The organism is Paraburkholderia sp. D15, assembly GCF_029910215.1.
Lineage (GTDB): Bacteria > Pseudomonadota > Gammaproteobacteria > Burkholderiales > Burkholderiaceae > Paraburkholderia.
The window spans coordinates 4,119,950-4,134,774 of the sequence record NZ_CP110395.1; the positions used below are offsets into that span (position 1 = coordinate 4,119,950).

The following is a 14,825-nucleotide window of genomic DNA, read 5'->3' on the forward strand; positions in this document are numbered from 1 at the left end:
ATCCGGGGCATTTCGCCGCAGTCGTGTTGGTGCGACAAAGTCAGTGCGACAAATCGCGTTCCGCGTCGTCGAGTTTTCCGTCGCCGCAAATAAAAAAGCCAGGCAGTGTGCCTGGCTTTCTCTTGATGCTTAAAGCTTACTCAGCTTCTTGCACTTCAACTTCTTCAACTTCCGGACGGTCGAGCAGTTCGACCAGTGCCATCGGTGCGTTGTCGCCGACGCGGAAGCCGAACTTCAGCACGCGCAGGTAGCCGCCCGGACGGGTCGCGTAACGCGGGCCCAGCACTTCGAACAGCTTCGTGACCGAGTCACGATCGCGCAGGCGATTGAACGCCAGACGACGATTTGCCAGCGACGGCTTCTTGCCGAGCGTGATCAGCGGCTCGACAACTTTACGGAGTTCTTTTGCTTTCGGCAGCGTGGTCTTGATGACTTCGTGCTCGATCAGCGAGTTCGACATATTACGGAGCATTGCCAGACGGTGGCTGCTCGTGCGGTTCAGTTTCCGCAGACCATGACGGTGACGCATGTTAATTCCTTAGATTCAAAGTTTTGGTCCAGCTCTTCTATCGCGCTCGATCTATCTGGGATAGCGAGTGCACGGGCCGGTAGTTAAAAAAGACAAGACGCGGATTTTAAAGGAAAATCCGCGTCTTTGCCAGTGCAGCGGCGGGTTCTGACCCGGGACGACTTGCCGATTTACTTGTCCAACCCTGCGGGCGGCCAGTTTTCCAGCTTCATGCCGAGCGTCAAACCACGCGACGCCAGTACTTCCTTGATTTCGTTCAGCGACTTGCGGCCCAGATTCGGCGTCTTGAGCAGCTCGTTTTCCGTACGCTGGATCAGGTCGCCGATGTAGTAAATGTTCTCAGCCTTCAGGCAGTTCGCGGAACGAACCGTGAGTTCGAGATCATCCACCGGACGCAGCAGGATCGGGTCGATCTGCGGCGCGCGCGACGGCGCTTCAGCCGTTGCCTCGGTGCCTTCCAGCGCAGCGAACACCGACAGTTGATCAACCAGAATGCGCGCCGATTGACGGATCGCTTCTTCCGGCGAAATCACACCGTTGGTTTCGATATTCATCACGAGCTTGTCGAGGTCGGTACGCTGTTCGACGCGAGCGCTTTCGACGGCGTAGCTCACACGGCGAACCGGCGAGAACGACGCGTCCAGTACGATACGGCCGATGATCTTGGCCGACTCTTCGCCATAACGACGCACATTGCCCGGCACATAGCCGCGGCCCTTCTCGATCTTGATCTGAACGTCGAGCTTACCGCCCTTCGACAGATGCGCAATCACGTGATCAGGGTTGATCACTTCGCAATCGTGTGCGAGTTCGATGTCGCCAGCGGTGACAACGCCTTCGCCTTCCTTGCGCAGCGTAACCGTCACTTCGTCACGGTTATGCAGCTTGAAGACCACGCCCTTCAGGTTCAACAACAGGTTGACCACGTCCTCTTGCACACCGTCGAGCGTCGAATACTCGTGCACGACGCCTGCGATCGTCACTTCGGTCGGCGCGTAGCCCACCATCGACGACAACAGCACGCGCCGAAGCGCGTTACCCAAGGTGTGGCCGTAACCGCGTTCAAACGGTTCCATGACCACTTTCGCGTGGCTCTCGCCAAGCGATTCAACTGCGATGATCTTGGGCTTCAACAAACTGGTTTGCATAGGTTTTCCTTTTCAATACCCTCGGCTCGTTACACCGATAAGGCTGACCGGTAACAACCTGAAAATAAACAGCCGGAACGCCCCGTTGCGCAACGCAATCGGGGAGCCCCGGCCGTTAATCCGATTACCGCGAATACAATTCGACGATCAGGCTTTCGTTGATGTCGCCAGCGATATCGCTGCGTTCCGGCTTCTGCTTGAACGTGCCTTCGAACTTCTTCGAATCCACAGCGACCCAGCTCGGCAGACCGCCTTGCTCAGCCAGCGACAGCGCTTCGAGAATACGCGCCTGCTTCTTCTTCTGTTCGCGCACGGCAACCACGTCGCCAGCCTTCACTTGCATCGACGGGATGTTCGACACGACGCCGTTCACCGTGATCGCCTTGTGGCTAACCAGCTGACGCGCTTCAGCGCGCGTCGAGCCAAAGCCCATGCGATACACGACGTTGTCCAGACGCGATTCGAGCAACTGCAGCAGGTTTTCACCCGTGTTGCCCTTCAGGCGGTCGGCTTCGGCGAAGTAACGACGGAATTGACGCTCGAGGACACCGTAGATGCGCTTCACTTTTTGCTTTTCGCGCAGCTGGGTGCCGTAGTCGGACGTACGTGCGCCCGAGGTGCGGCCGTGTTGGCCAGGCTTGCTGTCAAGCTTACACTTGTCAGCGAGCGAACGACGGGCGCTCTTCAGGAAGAGGTCAGTGCCTTCACGGCGGGACAGCTTGGCCTTCGGGCCGATATAACGTGCCACGTTGATTCCTTCGATGATTAATCACGCAAGTGCATGCACGTGCGCTAGTCCGAACCCTTTGGGTCGAACGGTGGGCTTAGTCAATTCAATAACGCAAGCAGCCTGCCGCCGCGCGGAGCGGCAACAGGCACTCGCAAAATCGGCGTCTTAGATACGACGACGCTTCGGCGGACGGCAGCCGTTGTGCGGGACCGGAGTCACGTCGGAGATCGCGGTGATCTTGATGCCAAGACCATGCAACGCGCGCACCGCCGACTCGCGACCAGGACCAGGGCCCTTGATACGCACTTCGAGGTTCTTCACGCCGTATTCCATCGCCACGCGGCCAGCCGATTCGGCTGCCACCTGAGCTGCAAACGGGGTCGATTTACGCGAACCCTTGAAGCCCTGACCACCCGACGTTGCCCAAGCAAGTGCATTGCCTTGACGATCGGTAATCGTGATGATGGTGTTGTTGAACGACGCGTGAACGTGAACCACGCCCTCGGCGACGTTCTTCTTGACCTTCTTGCGAACGCGTTGCGCCGCGGAGTTGTTCGAAGCCTTAGCCATTACGTTTTCCTGTAACTGTCAGTTCCGCTTACTTCTTCAGCGATTGCGCTGCACGACGCGGACCCTTGCGCGTACGGGCATTCGTACGCGTGCGTTGGCCGCGCAGGGGCAAGCCCTTACGATGCCGGACGCCACGGTAGCAGCCGAGATCCATCAGGCGCTTGATGTTCATCGTCGTTTCACGGCGCAGATCGCCTTCAACGATGAACTTGCCGACTTCTTCACGCAGCTTTTCGAGGTCTGCGTCGTTCAGGTCTTTGACCTTCTTCGAAAATGCCACACCAGCAGCGACGCAAATGTCGCGCGAGCGCGTGCGGCCGATACCGTAAATAGCCGTCAGGCCGATTTCAGTATGCTGGTGATTCGGGATGTTAACCCCTGCGATACGAGCCATTGTTTTTCCTCAAACAAAAAGCGCAAGCAAAAGCGCGGCGTTCAGCCTTGACGCTGTTTGTGGCGCGGATCAGAGCTGCAAATCACGCGCACAACGCCTTTGCGCTTGATGATCTTGCAATTGCGGCAAATGCGCTTAACCGATGCCATCACTTTCATGATATTACCCTTTTTTCAAATCACTTCGCCCGGAACACGATCCGCGCACGCGACAGATCGTAAGGCGTCAATTCAACCGTCACCTTGTCGCCCGGCAGGATTCGGATGTAGTGCATCCGCATCTTGCCGGATATGTGTCCCAATACGACATGGCCGTTTTCCAGCTTCACCCTGAAGGTAGCGTTAGGCAGGTTTTCGATGACTTCACCCTGCATCTGGATAACATCGTCTTTGGCCATATGTCCTTTCAACGCATCGGGACGCCGCCGCCTTTGAAATTAGCTTTCTTCAGCAGCGATTCATACTGTTGCGACATAACGTACGACTGCACCTGCGCCATGAAATCCATTGTGACGACGACAATGATCAGCAGCGACGTTCCACCAAAATAAAACGGCACGTTCCAGCGCAGCACCAGAAATTCGGGCAGCAAACAAACAAACACGATGTAGATCGCACCGGCCAGCGTCAAACGCGTCAAGATGCGGTCGATATATCGCGCCGTTTGATCGCCCGGGCGGATGCCTGGGACGAAAGCGCCACTCTTTTTCAGGTTGTCGGCCGTTTCTCTGCTGTTGAACACCAAAGCGGTGTAGAAGAAACAGAAGAAAACGATCGCCAACGCGTACAGCAACACGTACACCGGTTGACCGGGCTTGAGGGCTTCGGCCACGTTGTGCAACGTGTCTGCGAACCAGCTGGTACGCGACCCCGAACTAAACCAGTTCAGGATAGTTGCCGGGAAGAGAATGATCGACGACGCGAAGATCGGCGGAATCACACCCGACATGTTCAACTTCAGCGGCAGATGAGAAGACTGTCCGCCGTAAATCTTGTTACCGACCTGCCGCTTCGCGTAGTTCACAAGAATCTTGCGCTGGCCGCGTTCAATGAACACCACCAGATACGTCACTGCAGCGATCAGTGCGACCACGATAATCGCCGAGATGATGCTCATCGAGCCGGTTCGCACCAGTTCGAAAAGACCACCGATCGCATTCGGGAAACCCGCTGCGATACCGCCGAAGATGATGATCGAAATACCGTTACCAAGCCCGCGTTCCGTGATCTGCTCACCCAGCCACATCAGGAACATCGTGCCGGTCACCAAGGTCACGACCGTCGTCAAACGAAACACCATTCCCGGATCGATCACCAGGCCCGGCTGATTTTCCAGCGCGACAGCAATGCCGAACGCCTGGAATGTCGCCAGCAGGACCGTGAAGACACGCGTGTATTGCGTGATCTTACGTTGCCCCGCCTGCCCTTCTTTTTTCAGCGCTTCCAGCTGCGGCGAGACAATCGCCAACAACTGCATGATGATCGACGCCGAAATGTACGGCATGATCCCCAGCGCAAAAATCGTGAACCGCGAAAGCGCGCCACCCGAGAACATGTTGAACATGCCAAGGATGCCGCCCGACTGGCTTTGGAACAACTTCGCCAGCTGGTCCGGGTCAATACCCGGCACCGGAATGTGCGCGCCGATACGGTAGACGATCAACGCCAGCAGCAGAAACACTGCTCGCCGACGCAGATCGCCAAACTTCGCCGCGCCGCGACCGGGTTTTGCGAGACTCGGGCTGTTAGCCAAGTACCTTCTCCGATGCAAATGCTAGTGACGGCAATGAACTTGCGCGTTACTCGGCAAAAGAGCCACCGGCCGCTTCGATAGCAGCGCGCGCACCCTTCGTCGCACCCAGACCCTTCACAACGACCTTGCGCTTCAGCTCGCCCGTCGCAATGATCTTGGCGCTCTTGATCAGCTCGCCAACCAAACCGGCTTGCTTCAGAGCCAGCAGATCGATTTCGTCGACCGGCAGCTTTTCCAGATCGGAGAGGCGCACTTCACCGACGAATTCCTTCGTCAGCGAGGTGAAACCACGCTTCGGCAGACGACGTTGCAGCGGCATTTGACCGCCTTCGAAGCCAACCTTGTGAAAGCCGCCCGAACGCGACTTCTGACCCTTGTGACCACGGCCAGCGGTCTTGCCGAGGCCGGAGCCGATGCCGCGACCAACGCGACGCTTTGCATGCTTCGCGCCTTCAGCCGGCTTCAGGTTATTCAATTCCATTATCAACTCCTTGAGTCCTGGTCAGCTGCTTAGCCGATGACCTTAACGAGGTACGAAACCTTGTTGATCATGCCGCGCACAGCCGGCGTGTCCTGCAACTCGCTAACCGAGTTGAGTCGGCGCAGGCCCAAGCCGCGCACCGTAGCACGGTGCGTTTCGCGGGTGCCGATCAGGCTCTTGACGAGCTGGACCTTGACAGTTTTATCAGACATGGTGCCCACCTTTAGCCCAGAATATCTTCGACGGACTTACCACGCTTCGCCGCGATGTCGCCCGGCGTGGACTGCTTACGCAGACCATCCAGCGTTGCACGAACGAGGTTGTAAGGGTTCGTCGAACCGTGGCTCTTGGCCACAACGTTCTGCACGCCCATCACGTCGAACACGGCACGCATCGGACCGCCAGCGATCACACCGGTACCGTCCTTGGCCGGAGCCAGGAGGACCATCGATGCGCCGTGCTTACCGTGCACTTCGTGTTGCAGGGTACCGTTCTTCAGCGGCACCTTGAACATGTTGCGACGAGCCTGTTCCATCGCCTTCTGAACAGCGACCGGCACTTCCTTTGCCTTGCCCTTGCCCATACCGACGCGGCCATCACCGTCACCAACCACGGTCAGCGCGGCGAAACCGAGAATCCGGCCACCCTTCACGACCTTGGTCACGCGGTTGACCGAAATCATTTTTTCACGAAGGCCGTCGTCGCGTTCGTCAGCCTGAACTTTCGCTTGCATCTTTGCCATGACGAATTCTTCCCTTAGAACTTGAGTCCGGCTTCGCGCGCCGCATCAGCCAGCGCTTTCACGCGGCCGTGGTAACGGAAACCCGAACGGTCGAAGGCGACGGATTCGATGCCGGCAGCCTTAGCCTTTTCTGCAATGCGCTTACCGATCAGGGTCGCAGCAGCGACGTTGCCGCCTTTGCCCGTCTGATCAGCCAGTTGCGCACGCACTTCGGCTTCGAGCGTAGACGCGCTGGCGAGCACCTTGGTGCCGCACGGCGAGAACACTTGCGCATAGATGTGCGTGTTCGTGCGATGCACGGCGAGACGCGCGACCTGCAGCTCAGCGATCTTGATACGCGTCTGACGAGCGCGGCGCAGGCGAGATTGAGTCTTATCCATGATTGCGCACCCTTACTTCTTCTTCGTTTCTTTGAGGATCACAACCTCATTGGCGTAACGCACACCCTTGCCCTTGTAGGGCTCCGGCGGACGATAGCCGCGCACTTCTGCCGCGACCTGGCCAACTTGCTGCTTATTGATCCCCTTGATCACGATTTCGGTTTGCGTCGGGGTTTCAGCCTTGACGCCTTCCGGCATCTGGTGCACCACGGGGTGCGAGAAACCCAGCGACAGGTTCAGCTTGTCGCCTTGCGCCTGTGCGCGGTAACCGACGCCAACCAGCGTCAGCTTGCGCTCGAAACCCTTCGTCACGCCGTTCACCATGTTCGCAACCAGTGCGCGCATCGTGCCCGACATCGCATTCGCTTCGCGGCTTTCGTCAACCGGCTCGAACTTGAGCGTGCCGTTGTCGTTCACCACCTTCACGAGGCTGTTAGCAGCCTGCGAAATCGTACCCAGCGGGCCCTTGACGGTAATGCGTTCGTCGCTCAGGGCCACTTCTGCGCCTTGCAGCGCGATCGGGCTTTTACCTACTCGAGACATGTTTCTCTCCTTTCGGCCTTAAGCGACGTAGCAGATGACTTCGCCGCCAACGCCCGTTGCACGTGCCTTGCGGTCCGTCATCACGCCCTTCGGCGTCGACACGATTGCCACGCCGAGGCCATTCATGACCACGGGGATGTCGTTACGGCCGCGGTACACACGCAGACCAGGCTTCGAGACGCGTTCAATGCGCTCGATCACCGGACGGCCAGCGTAGTACTTCAACACGATGTTCAATTCAGACTTCGCACCTTCGGACTTCACTGCGAAATCATCGATATAGCCTTCGTCCTTCAGGACCTGCGCAATCGCAACCTTGACTTTCGACGAGGGCATAGTCACCGAGACTTTCTCAACCATCTGCGCATTGCGGATGCGAGTCAGCATATCGGCGATAGGATCACTCATGCTCATTTACGTTTCTCCTATTACCAGCTCGCCTTGGTCAGGCCAGGGATCTCGCCGCGGAACGCGATTTCACGAATCTTGTTACGCGCCAGCCCGAATTTACGGAACGTACCGCGCGGACGACCGGTAATTGCGCAACGGTTGCGCTTACGGGTCGGATTAGAGTTACGCGGCAGTTGTTGCAGTTCCAGACGTGCTGCGTAGTGCTCTTCGTCCGACTTGCTCATATCGCTAATGATCGCCTTCAACTCTGCACGCTTGGGAGCGTACTTAGCAGCGAGGCGAGCACGCTTCTTTTCACGTTCGATCAGTGCCAGTTTAGCCACGGTAACCTCAGTTTCTGAACGGGAACTTGAAGCTGGCGAGCAGAGCCTTTGCTTCGTCGTCGGTCTTCGCAGTCGTCGTGATGCTGATGTTCAGCCCACGCAGTGCGTCGATCTTGTCGTAGTCGATTTCGGGGAAAATGATCTGCTCTTTCACACCGACGTTATAGTTGCCACGACCATCGAATGCACGACCCGACACGCCACGGAAGTCACGCACGCGGGGCAGCGCCACCGTCACGAAACGATCCAGAAATTCGTACATTGCCTGACCGCGCAACGTAACCATTGCGCCAATCGGGTAGCCCTGACGGATCTTGAAGCCAGCGATTGCCTTGCGTGCCTTCGTGATCACCGGCTTCTGGCCAGCGATCTTCGTCAGGTCGCCAACGGCGTTCTCGATGATCTTCTTGTCAGCAACCGCTTCGCCAAGGCCCATGTTCAGGGTGATCTTGGTGATACGCGGCACTTCCATCACGGACTTGTAACCGAACTTCTCGATGAGGCCGGGTACAACCTTCTCTTTGTAAAACTCTTGCAAACGAGCCATTTTTTTACTCCGCAGCGTCAGGCGCTCAGCACAGCACCGGTCGTCTTGAGGAAACGGACCTTCTTGTCCCCCTCGACCTTGATGCCTACACGCGACGCCTTGCCATTCGCGTCGACCAAAGCGACGTTCGAAATTTGCAGCGGCATCGTCTTGGCTTCCACACCGCCCGTCGTACCCTTCATCGGGTTCGGCTTGACGTGCTTCTTGACGAGGTTGATGCCCTCGACAATCACTTTGCCTTCGCCAACGGACAGCACGACACCGCGCTTGCCTTTATCTTTGCCGGTGATGACGATAACTTCGTCACCTTTGCGAATCTTGTTCATCGCGACTCCTTACAGCACTTCAGGTGCCAGCGAAACGATCTTCATGAATCGTTCGCTACGCAACTCGCGCGTGACAGGCCCGAAAATACGGGTGCCAATAGGTTCGAGCTTGGCATTCAACAACACAGCGGCGTTGCCATCGAACTTGATCAGCGAGCCGTCCTGACGGCGCACGCCCTTGGCGGTGCGAACCACCACGGCGTTATAAATTTCGCCTTTCTTTACGCGCCCGCGCGGCGTTGCTTCTTTGACGGTCACCTTGATGATGTCGCCAATGCTGGCATAACGACGCTTCGAGCCGCCGAGCACCTTGATGCACATGACTTCACGCGCACCCGTGTTGTCGGCCACTTCAAGCCGAGTTTCGGTCTGGATCATGGTTTATCTTTCCCAACTTAATCCGGTCACACCACCATGGCGTACCCGGTCAGTCTTGGTCCCGTCAGCCAATCGGCTGCTTGGGTTAGAACAGCAGCGACGGCAAACGAAACCCGCCATCGCAATCCGGTGAATCCTTCGGAACAGGCTGGCGCCCGAACCGCTTCCCCCACCAACTTCGCCCGCGACGGGGCTCCCATAAAAGAGGGAAGACCGAGATTATAACAAATAATCCCGGTCTTGCAAGCGAAACTTACTGCGATTTCAATTACTTCTACAACTTTGCGGCGTCAGATGACGCGAGCAGCCTCGACCAGGCGAGCCACAACCCAAGCTTTCGTCTTCGAAATCGGACGCGTTTCCTGGATTTCAACGAGGTCACCCTCGTTGTACGTGTTCGCATCGTCGTGCGCGTGGTACTTCTTCGAACGCACAACGTACTTGCCGTAGATCGGGTGCTTCACGCGGTGCTCAACCAGCACGGTGACCGTCTTGTCCATCTTGTTGCTGACGACCTTGCCGACCAGCGTCCGCTTGAGCGAGGTTTTTACGCTATCGTTCATTTCTGGTTCGCCTTCTCAGTCAGGACGGTCCGCACACGTGCGATGTCGCGACGAACCTTCTTCAGCTGGCTCGTATTCGTGAGCTGCTGGGTCGCGAGTTGCATGCGCAGGCCGAATTGCGCCTTCAGCAGGTCCGACAGCTCCTTGTTGAGCGCGGCCTGATCTTTCTGGTGAAGTTCGGAAGCCTTCATCATTTGCTCCTTAGGCGCCGAGCTGACGCACGATAAACGTCGTCTTCAGCGGCAGCTTAGCTGCAGCCAGACGGAACGCTTCGCGTGCCAGCTCTTCGGTTACGCCGTCCATTTCGTACAGCATCTTGCCCGGTTGAATCTCTGCGACGTAGTACTCAGGGTTACCTTTACCGTTACCCATCCGCACTTCCGCCGGCTTATGCGAAATCGGCTTATCCGGGAAAATACGAATCCAGATGCGGCCACCACGCTTGATGTGACGCGTCATTGCACGACGTGCCGCTTCAATCTGGCGCGCGGTCAAGCGACCACGACCGATAGCCTTCAGACCGAATTCACCGAACGACACCGCGTTGCCGCGGGTAGCGATACCGGTGTTACGACCTTTCTGCTCTTTGCGATACTTTCTGCGTTTCGGTTGCAGCATCGTTATTCTCCAGTCTTCCCGCCGTCGCCGGCACCGCCAGCACGACGAGGAGCGCCACGGCGTGCACCTGCCGGGCCACCACCTTCACCATCACGACGCGGACGGCGATCGCCACCCGGACGTGCGTTGCGGCGCGGACGCTTTTCTTCGGCGACTTCTTCAACCACCGGTGCGTCATTGCGGCCGAGCGTATCGCCCTTGTAGACCCACACCTTCACGCCGATGATGCCGTACGTCGTCTTTGCTTCCGACGTCGCGTAGTCGATATCAGCACGCAACGTATGAAGCGGCACGCGACCTTCGCGATACCATTCCGTACGAGCGATTTCGATACCGTTCAGGCGGCCTGCGCTCATGATCTTGATGCCTTGAGCACCCAGACGCATCGCGTTTTGCATTGCACGCTTCATCGCGCGGCGGAACATGATCCGACGTTCGAGCTGTTGCGTGATCGAATCCGCGATCAGTTGCGCATCGGTTTCCGGCTTGCGGATTTCTTCGATGTTGACGTGAACCGGAACGCCCATACGCTTTTGCAGCTCGGACTTCAGCAGTTCAATGTCTTCACCCTTCTTACCGATCACGACACCCGGACGCGAGCTGAAAATCGTGATACGTGCGTTCTTTGCAGGACGCTCGATCACCACGCGGCCAACGGACGCGTTCTTCAGCTTCTTCTTCAGGTATTCACGAACACCGATGTCTTCCTGCAACATCGCCGCGAAATTGTTGTTGTTCGCGTACCAACGCGACGCCCAATTGCGGCTGACGGCCAAACGGAAGCCAGTCGGATGAATTTTCTGTCCCATCGTATGACCCCTTAATTCCCGACCGTCACAGTGATGTGACAGGATTGCTTCTCGATGCGGTTACCGCGGCCTTTAGCGCGCGCGGTGAAACGCTTGAGCGACGCAGCCTTGTCGATGTAGATGCTCGTGATCTTGAGCTCATCGATATCGGCGCCTTCGTTATGCTCCGCATTCGCGATCGCCGACAGCACGACCTTTTTCACGATTCCCGCAGCCTTCTTCGGCGAGAACGTCAGAACGTTCAGCGCCTTGTCGACCGGCAAACCGCGGATCTGGTCAGCCACAAGGCGCGTTTTCTGCGCCGAGATGCGGGCACCGCGATGAATTGCTTTGACTTCCATCATGAGCCCCTTATTTCTTAGCCTTCTTGTCGGCCGCGTGACCCTTGAACGTACGGGTCAATGCGAACTCGCCAAGCTTGTGGCCGACCATGTTTTCCGAGATGTACACCGGAACGTGTTGACGGCCGTTGTGAACGGCAATCGTCAGACCGATGAAATCCGGGAGAATCGTCGAGCGACGCGACCAGGTTTTGATCGGCTTCTTATCCCGCGAAGCTGCTGCCGCCTCAACTTTCTTCAGCAAATGGGCGTCGCAGAACGGACCTTTTTTTACAGAACGTGCCATTGCCTACTCCTTAACGCTTGTGACGGCGCTGGACGATCATGCTCGTCGTGCGCTTGTTGCTGCGGGTGCGATAACCCTTAGCAGGCGTGCCCCACGGGCTCACCGGATCGCGACCTGCAGCCGTCTTGCCTTCACCACCACCGTGCGGGTGATCGACCGGGTTCATTGCAACGCCACGCACCGTCGGGCGGATACCGCGCCAGCGGTTCGCACCAGCCTTACCGATTTGACGGAGGCTATGCTCTTCGTTGCCAACTTCACCAATCGTCGCGCGGCATTCAACGTGAACGCGGCGGATTTCACCCGAGCGCAGGCGGACCTGTGCGTAGATGCCTTCACGAGCCAGCAGCATCGCCGACGTACCAGCCGAACGCGCCATTTGCGCACCCTTGCCCGGCAGCATTTCGATGCAGTGGATCGTCGTACCGACCGGAATGTTGCGGATCGGCAGCGTGTTACCTGCGCGGATCGGCGCTTCCGAACCCGACATCAGTTGCTGGCCGACGGTTACGCCCTTCGGTGCAATGATGTAGCGGCGCTCGCCGTCTGCGTACAGAACAAGCGCGATGTTCGCGCTACGGTTCGGATCGTACTCGAGACGTTCGACCTTGGCCGGAATGCCATCCTTCGTGCGACGGAAATCGACGACACGATAGTGATGCTTGTGACCACCACCCTTGTGACGCGTGGTGATGTGGCCGTTGTTGTTACGGCCGGCGGTCGAGGATTGCGTGTCGAGCAGCGCAGCGAACGGCTTGCCCTTGTGCAGTTCCTTGTTGACCACCTTGACCATCGCGCGGCGACCCGGCGAAGTCGGCTTAACTTTAACGATTGCCATGATTACTTGGCCTCCGCTTCAAAGTTGATTTCCTGGCCGGGCTTCAGGCAGACGTACGCCTTCTTCACGTCCTTGCGCTTGCCCATGAAGCGACCAAAGCGCTTGGCTTTGCCCTTCGAGACCAGCACGTTGACGGAATTGACTTCCACCTTGAACAGCAGCTCGACTGCAGCTTTCACTTCCTGCTTCGTGGCATCGGGCGCGACTTCGAACACAACTTGCTCGTTCTTGTCGGCCACCAGCGTCGCCTTTTCGGAGATCACCGGCGCGAGCAGGACCTGCATCAAACGATGATCGTTCTTGCGAATCTCGCTCATGACAGCAACTCCTCGATCTGGGCGACCGCAGCCTTCGTGATCAGGATCTTCTTGAAGTAGATCAGCGACAGCGGGTCGGCGTAACGCGGCTCGACAACCGCCACATGGGCGAGGTTGCGCGACGCGAGGTACAGGTTTTCGTCAACCGTGTCGGTAATCACCAGCACGGAGTCGAGACCCATCGCCTTGAATTTTTCGGCCAGCAGCTTCGTCTTCGGCGCTTCGAGCGTCAGCTCGTCGACCACCGAGATGCGGCCTTCGCGGGCCAGCTGCGAGAAGATCGAGCAGAGACCTGCGCGATGCATCTTCTTGTTGACCTTGTGCGAAAAGTTTTCTTCCGGCGAATTCGGGAAGATACGGCCACCGCCGCGCCACAACGGGCTCGACGACATACCGGCACGAGCGCGGCCCGTACCCTTCTGGCGCCACGGCTTCTTGGTCGTGTGCTTGACTTGCTCACGATCCTTCTGCGCGCGGTTGCCGCTACGGGCATTCGCCTGGTACGCAACCACGACCTGGTGAATCAGGGCTTCGTTGTAATCGCGACCGAACACGACGTCCGACGCGCTAACGCCTGCACCTTCCTGACCATTGGCATTCAGGAGCTTAAGTTCCATTATTTCGCTCCTTTCACGGCACGCGTCTTCACGGCCGGCGTAACGAATACCTTGCCACCCTTCGCACCCGGAACGGCACCCTTGACCAGCAACAGCTTGCGGTCGGCGTCGATACGAGCGATTTCGAGGTTTTGCACGGTTACCGTATCGTCACCCATGTGACCGGTCATGCGCTTACCCGGGAAAACACGACCCGGATCCTGCGCCATACCGATCGAACCCGGCACGTTGTGCGAGCGCGAGTTACCGTGCGATGCACGGCCGGATGCGAAGTTGTAACGCTTGATGGTACCGGCGTAGCCCTTACCGATCGACACGCCTTGCACGTCGACCTTCTGGCCTACTTCGAACAGTTCGGGACCCACCACGGTGCCGTTCGACAACTCGGCAGCCTTAGCGGCATCGATCTGGAATTCTTTGAGGATTTCACCGGCTTGAACACCGGCTTTGGCGAGATGACCGGCCAACGGCTTCGTCACGCGCGATGCACGGCGCGTACCGAATGCAACCTGCACGGCCGTGTAGCCGTCGGTTTCAACAGTCTTGATCTGCGTCACGCGGTTGTCGGACACGTCCAGCACGGTAACGGGAATCGAATCCCCTTCTGCCGTGAAGATACGGGTCATGCCAACCTTGCGACCTACGAGTCCAAGGCTCATCGTTTTCTCCATTCCCGACTGCGATTGGTCGGGGCTAATTTACAAAATGCCAGTGCCGTTTCGGGCATGAAACCATGCTGCAGCACACCGGCTTTTTTGCGCAAATGCGCGAAAAGCCTTGCATTATAGCGAGGCTTTTCGTTTTCCGCAAGCAATCAATGACTTAGCGTCACCTAGCTCAACGAGCAGGCGCGGCCAGCCTTATTGCAGCTTGATTTCAACGTCAACGCCAGCCGGCAGGTCGAGCTTCATCAGCGCGTCGACGGTCTTGTCCGTCGGGTCGACGATGTCCATCAGACGTTGGTGCGTACGAATTTCGAGCTGATCGCGCGACGTCTTGTTGACGTGCGGCGAACGCAGGATGTCGAAGCGTTGGATGCGGGTCGGCAGGGGAACCGGACCACGGACGATCGCGCCAGTCCGCTTAGCCGTTTCGACGATCTCAGCAGCCGATTGATCGATCAGGCGATAGTCGAAAGCCTTCAGGCGAATGCGGATTTTTTGGTTCTGCATGACAAATTCC

Annotated in this window: 29 protein-coding genes; all 29 read right to left on the reverse strand. The window is 57.7% G+C overall.

The features are described 5' to 3' along the window. Window positions 1-136: 136 nt before the first annotated feature. A complete protein-coding gene (rplQ, locus tag LFL96_RS17960) occupies window positions 137-529 on the reverse strand; it encodes a 50S ribosomal protein L17 (protein ID WP_006052227.1) in 393 nt (130 codons plus the stop codon). Window positions 530-699: 170 nt separating this feature from the next. After that, a complete protein-coding gene (gene rpoA, locus LFL96_RS17965) occupies window positions 700-1,677 on the reverse strand; it encodes a DNA-directed RNA polymerase subunit alpha (RefSeq protein ID WP_064267471.1) in 978 nt (325 codons plus the stop codon). Window positions 1,678-1,801: 124 nt separating this feature from the next. Continuing rightward, window positions 1,802-2,425 carry a 30S ribosomal protein S4 gene (gene rpsD, locus LFL96_RS17970; RefSeq protein ID WP_007180123.1) on the reverse strand — a complete coding sequence of 208 codons (624 nt, stop codon included), beginning with the start codon at window positions 2,423-2,425 and terminating at the stop codon, window positions 1,802-1,804. A 147-nt stretch (window positions 2,426-2,572) separates the two neighbouring features. Beyond that, window positions 2,573-2,977: a 30S ribosomal protein S11 gene (gene rpsK, locus LFL96_RS17975; RefSeq protein WP_006052224.1), complete on the reverse strand. Its 405-nt coding sequence runs from the start codon at window positions 2,975-2,977 to the stop codon at window positions 2,573-2,575. A gap of 28 nt (window positions 2,978-3,005) precedes the next feature. Beyond that, complete coding sequence (gene rpsM / locus LFL96_RS17980; RefSeq protein WP_006052223.1) at window positions 3,006-3,371, reverse strand: 30S ribosomal protein S13; 366 nt, start codon at window positions 3,369-3,371, stop codon at window positions 3,006-3,008. 41 nt (window positions 3,372-3,412) lie between these two features. Continuing rightward, window positions 3,413-3,529, reverse strand: coding sequence for a 50S ribosomal protein L36 (gene rpmJ, locus LFL96_RS17985; RefSeq protein WP_004199844.1), 117 nt, complete (start codon window positions 3,527-3,529; stop codon window positions 3,413-3,415). A gap of 20 nt (window positions 3,530-3,549) precedes the next feature. Continuing rightward, on the reverse strand, window positions 3,550-3,768 hold the full coding sequence (gene infA / locus LFL96_RS17990; RefSeq protein WP_004521905.1) for a translation initiation factor IF-1: 219 nt from the start codon (window positions 3,766-3,768) through the stop codon (window positions 3,550-3,552). An 8-nt stretch (window positions 3,769-3,776) separates the two neighbouring features. After that, window positions 3,777-5,123, reverse strand: a complete 1,347-nt coding sequence (secY, locus tag LFL96_RS17995; RefSeq protein ID WP_280996557.1) for a preprotein translocase subunit SecY — start codon at window positions 5,121-5,123, stop codon at window positions 3,777-3,779. A gap of 46 nt (window positions 5,124-5,169) precedes the next feature. Beyond that, on the reverse strand, window positions 5,170-5,604 hold the full coding sequence (gene rplO, locus LFL96_RS18000; RefSeq protein ID WP_011490050.1) for a 50S ribosomal protein L15: 435 nt from the start codon (window positions 5,602-5,604) through the stop codon (window positions 5,170-5,172). 29 nt (window positions 5,605-5,633) lie between these two features. After that, window positions 5,634-5,816, reverse strand: a complete 183-nt coding sequence (gene rpmD / locus LFL96_RS18005) for a 50S ribosomal protein L30 (protein WP_028199571.1) — start codon at window positions 5,814-5,816, stop codon at window positions 5,634-5,636. An 11-nt stretch (window positions 5,817-5,827) separates the two neighbouring features. Next, window positions 5,828-6,346, reverse strand: coding sequence for a 30S ribosomal protein S5 (gene rpsE, locus LFL96_RS18010; RefSeq protein ID WP_006052219.1), 519 nt, complete (start codon window positions 6,344-6,346; stop codon window positions 5,828-5,830). A 14-nt stretch (window positions 6,347-6,360) separates the two neighbouring features. Continuing rightward, window positions 6,361-6,726 carry a 50S ribosomal protein L18 gene (gene rplR, locus LFL96_RS18015; RefSeq protein WP_006052218.1) on the reverse strand — a complete coding sequence of 122 codons (366 nt, stop codon included), beginning with the start codon at window positions 6,724-6,726 and terminating at the stop codon, window positions 6,361-6,363. Window positions 6,727-6,738: 12 nt separating this feature from the next. After that, a complete protein-coding gene (gene rplF, locus LFL96_RS18020) occupies window positions 6,739-7,269 on the reverse strand; it encodes a 50S ribosomal protein L6 (protein WP_028199570.1) in 531 nt (176 codons plus the stop codon). An 18-nt stretch (window positions 7,270-7,287) separates the two neighbouring features. Next, window positions 7,288-7,683, reverse strand: coding sequence for a 30S ribosomal protein S8 (rpsH, locus tag LFL96_RS18025; RefSeq protein WP_006052216.1), 396 nt, complete (start codon window positions 7,681-7,683; stop codon window positions 7,288-7,290). A 14-nt stretch (window positions 7,684-7,697) separates the two neighbouring features. Next, window positions 7,698-8,003: a 30S ribosomal protein S14 gene (gene rpsN / locus LFL96_RS18030; protein ID WP_013340737.1), complete on the reverse strand. Its 306-nt coding sequence runs from the start codon at window positions 8,001-8,003 to the stop codon at window positions 7,698-7,700. 7 nt (window positions 8,004-8,010) lie between these two features. Next, on the reverse strand, window positions 8,011-8,550 hold the full coding sequence (gene rplE, locus LFL96_RS18035; protein WP_094778390.1) for a 50S ribosomal protein L5: 540 nt from the start codon (window positions 8,548-8,550) through the stop codon (window positions 8,011-8,013). Window positions 8,551-8,567: 17 nt separating this feature from the next. Next, the gene (rplX, locus tag LFL96_RS18040; RefSeq protein ID WP_115781222.1) at window positions 8,568-8,876 is read right to left on the reverse strand and encodes a 50S ribosomal protein L24; all 309 of its coding nucleotides are present in this window, start codon (window positions 8,874-8,876) and stop codon (window positions 8,568-8,570) included. A 9-nt stretch (window positions 8,877-8,885) separates the two neighbouring features. Beyond that, window positions 8,886-9,254 carry a 50S ribosomal protein L14 gene (gene rplN, locus LFL96_RS18045; protein WP_006052212.1) on the reverse strand — a complete coding sequence of 123 codons (369 nt, stop codon included), beginning with the start codon at window positions 9,252-9,254 and terminating at the stop codon, window positions 8,886-8,888. A gap of 290 nt (window positions 9,255-9,544) precedes the next feature. Continuing rightward, window positions 9,545-9,817, reverse strand: coding sequence for a 30S ribosomal protein S17 (rpsQ, locus tag LFL96_RS18050; RefSeq protein ID WP_007180129.1), 273 nt, complete (start codon window positions 9,815-9,817; stop codon window positions 9,545-9,547). After that, window positions 9,814-10,008, reverse strand: coding sequence for a 50S ribosomal protein L29 (gene rpmC, locus LFL96_RS18055; protein WP_007180130.1), 195 nt, complete (start codon window positions 10,006-10,008; stop codon window positions 9,814-9,816). The genes rpsQ and rpmC overlap by 4 nt, the downstream gene beginning before the upstream one ends. A 10-nt stretch (window positions 10,009-10,018) precedes the next feature. Further along, window positions 10,019-10,435 (reverse strand): 50S ribosomal protein L16, encoded by a 417-nt coding sequence (gene rplP, locus LFL96_RS18060; RefSeq protein ID WP_007180131.1) that lies wholly within the window; start codon window positions 10,433-10,435, stop codon window positions 10,019-10,021. A 2-nt stretch (window positions 10,436-10,437) separates the two neighbouring features. After that, window positions 10,438-11,244 (reverse strand): 30S ribosomal protein S3, encoded by an 807-nt coding sequence (rpsC, locus tag LFL96_RS18065; protein ID WP_007180132.1) that lies wholly within the window; start codon window positions 11,242-11,244, stop codon window positions 10,438-10,440. Window positions 11,245-11,255: 11 nt separating this feature from the next. Then, window positions 11,256-11,588: a 50S ribosomal protein L22 gene (rplV, locus tag LFL96_RS18070; RefSeq protein WP_007180133.1), complete on the reverse strand. Its 333-nt coding sequence runs from the start codon at window positions 11,586-11,588 to the stop codon at window positions 11,256-11,258. A 7-nt stretch (window positions 11,589-11,595) separates the two neighbouring features. Continuing rightward, entirely contained in the window at window positions 11,596-11,871 is a 276-nt protein-coding gene (gene rpsS, locus LFL96_RS18075; protein ID WP_004199273.1) for a 30S ribosomal protein S19, read from the reverse strand. A 10-nt stretch (window positions 11,872-11,881) separates the two neighbouring features. Then, window positions 11,882-12,709 (reverse strand): 50S ribosomal protein L2, encoded by an 828-nt coding sequence (rplB, locus tag LFL96_RS18080; RefSeq protein ID WP_013589834.1) that lies wholly within the window; start codon window positions 12,707-12,709, stop codon window positions 11,882-11,884. Window positions 12,710-12,711: 2 nt separating this feature from the next. Further along, entirely contained in the window at window positions 12,712-13,026 is a 315-nt protein-coding gene (gene rplW, locus LFL96_RS18085; RefSeq protein WP_007180135.1) for a 50S ribosomal protein L23, read from the reverse strand. Then, complete coding sequence (gene rplD / locus LFL96_RS18090; protein WP_007180136.1) at window positions 13,023-13,643, reverse strand: 50S ribosomal protein L4; 621 nt, start codon at window positions 13,641-13,643, stop codon at window positions 13,023-13,025. The genes rplW and rplD overlap by 4 nt, the downstream gene beginning before the upstream one ends. Continuing rightward, window positions 13,643-14,302, reverse strand: a complete 660-nt coding sequence (gene rplC / locus LFL96_RS18095; protein WP_074301417.1) for a 50S ribosomal protein L3 — start codon at window positions 14,300-14,302, stop codon at window positions 13,643-13,645. The genes rplD and rplC overlap by 1 nt, the downstream gene beginning before the upstream one ends. 201 nt (window positions 14,303-14,503) lie before the next feature. Next, entirely contained in the window at window positions 14,504-14,815 is a 312-nt protein-coding gene (gene rpsJ / locus LFL96_RS18100; protein WP_035988804.1) for a 30S ribosomal protein S10, read from the reverse strand. Between the last annotated feature and the right edge of the window lie 10 nt (window positions 14,816-14,825).

What these genes read in the sequence shown, in the direction of transcription:
- rplR (WP_006052218.1), bottom strand. Translation starts at nt 6,726, where the DNA reads ATGGATAAGACTCAATCTCGCCTGCGCCGCGCTCGTCAGACGCGTATC.
- rplF (WP_028199570.1), bottom strand. Translation starts at nt 7,269, where the DNA reads ATGTCTCGAGTAGGTAAAAGCCCGATCGCGCTGCAAGGCGCAGAAGTG.
- rpmD (WP_028199571.1), bottom strand. Translation starts at nt 5,816, where the DNA reads ATGTCTGATAAAACTGTCAAGGTCCAGCTCGTCAAGAGCCTGATCGGC.
- rplQ (WP_006052227.1), bottom strand. Translation starts at nt 529, where the DNA reads ATGCGTCACCGTCATGGTCTGCGGAAACTGAACCGCACGAGCAGCCAC.
- rpsK (WP_006052224.1), bottom strand. Translation starts at nt 2,977, where the DNA reads ATGGCTAAGGCTTCGAACAACTCCGCGGCGCAACGCGTTCGCAAGAAG.
- rpsQ (WP_007180129.1), bottom strand. Translation starts at nt 9,817, where the DNA reads ATGAACGATAGCGTAAAAACCTCGCTCAAGCGGACGCTGGTCGGCAAG.
- rplE (WP_094778390.1), bottom strand. Translation starts at nt 8,550, where the DNA reads ATGGCTCGTTTGCAAGAGTTTTACAAAGAGAAGGTTGTACCCGGCCTC.
- rplW (WP_007180135.1), bottom strand. Translation starts at nt 13,026, where the DNA reads ATGAGCGAGATTCGCAAGAACGATCATCGTTTGATGCAGGTCCTGCTC.
- rplV (WP_007180133.1), bottom strand. Translation starts at nt 11,588, where the DNA reads ATGATGGAAGTCAAAGCAATTCATCGCGGTGCCCGCATCTCGGCGCAG.
- rplX (WP_115781222.1), bottom strand. Translation starts at nt 8,876, where the DNA reads ATGAACAAGATTCGCAAAGGTGACGAAGTTATCGTCATCACCGGCAAA.
- rplD (WP_007180136.1), bottom strand. Translation starts at nt 13,643, where the DNA reads ATGGAACTTAAGCTCCTGAATGCCAATGGTCAGGAAGGTGCAGGCGTT.
- rpsM (WP_006052223.1), bottom strand. Translation starts at nt 3,371, where the DNA reads ATGGCTCGTATCGCAGGGGTTAACATCCCGAATCACCAGCATACTGAA.
- rplC (WP_074301417.1), bottom strand. Translation starts at nt 14,302, where the DNA reads ATGAGCCTTGGACTCGTAGGTCGCAAGGTTGGCATGACCCGTATCTTC.
- rpsS (WP_004199273.1), bottom strand. Translation starts at nt 11,871, where the DNA reads ATGGCACGTTCTGTAAAAAAAGGTCCGTTCTGCGACGCCCATTTGCTG.
- rplP (WP_007180131.1), bottom strand. Translation starts at nt 10,435, where the DNA reads ATGCTGCAACCGAAACGCAGAAAGTATCGCAAAGAGCAGAAAGGTCGT.
- infA (WP_004521905.1), bottom strand. Translation starts at nt 3,768, where the DNA reads ATGGCCAAAGACGATGTTATCCAGATGCAGGGTGAAGTCATCGAAAAC.
- rpsJ (WP_035988804.1), bottom strand. Translation starts at nt 14,815, where the DNA reads ATGCAGAACCAAAAAATCCGCATTCGCCTGAAGGCTTTCGACTATCGC.
- rpsC (WP_007180132.1), bottom strand. Translation starts at nt 11,244, where the DNA reads ATGGGACAGAAAATTCATCCGACTGGCTTCCGTTTGGCCGTCAGCCGC.
- rpmC (WP_007180130.1), bottom strand. Translation starts at nt 10,008, where the DNA reads ATGAAGGCTTCCGAACTTCACCAGAAAGATCAGGCCGCGCTCAACAAG.
- rplO (WP_011490050.1), bottom strand. Translation starts at nt 5,604, where the DNA reads ATGGAATTGAATAACCTGAAGCCGGCTGAAGGCGCGAAGCATGCAAAG.
- rpoA (WP_064267471.1), bottom strand. Translation starts at nt 1,677, where the DNA reads ATGCAAACCAGTTTGTTGAAGCCCAAGATCATCGCAGTTGAATCGCTT.
- rplB (WP_013589834.1), bottom strand. Translation starts at nt 12,709, where the DNA reads ATGGCAATCGTTAAAGTTAAGCCGACTTCGCCGGGTCGCCGCGCGATG.
- rpsH (WP_006052216.1), bottom strand. Translation starts at nt 7,683, where the DNA reads ATGAGCATGAGTGATCCTATCGCCGATATGCTGACTCGCATCCGCAAT.
- rplN (WP_006052212.1), bottom strand. Translation starts at nt 9,254, where the DNA reads ATGATCCAGACCGAAACTCGGCTTGAAGTGGCCGACAACACGGGTGCG.
- rpmJ (WP_004199844.1), bottom strand. Translation starts at nt 3,529, where the DNA reads ATGAAAGTGATGGCATCGGTTAAGCGCATTTGCCGCAATTGCAAGATC.
- rpsE (WP_006052219.1), bottom strand. Translation starts at nt 6,346, where the DNA reads ATGGCAAAGATGCAAGCGAAAGTTCAGGCTGACGAACGCGACGACGGC.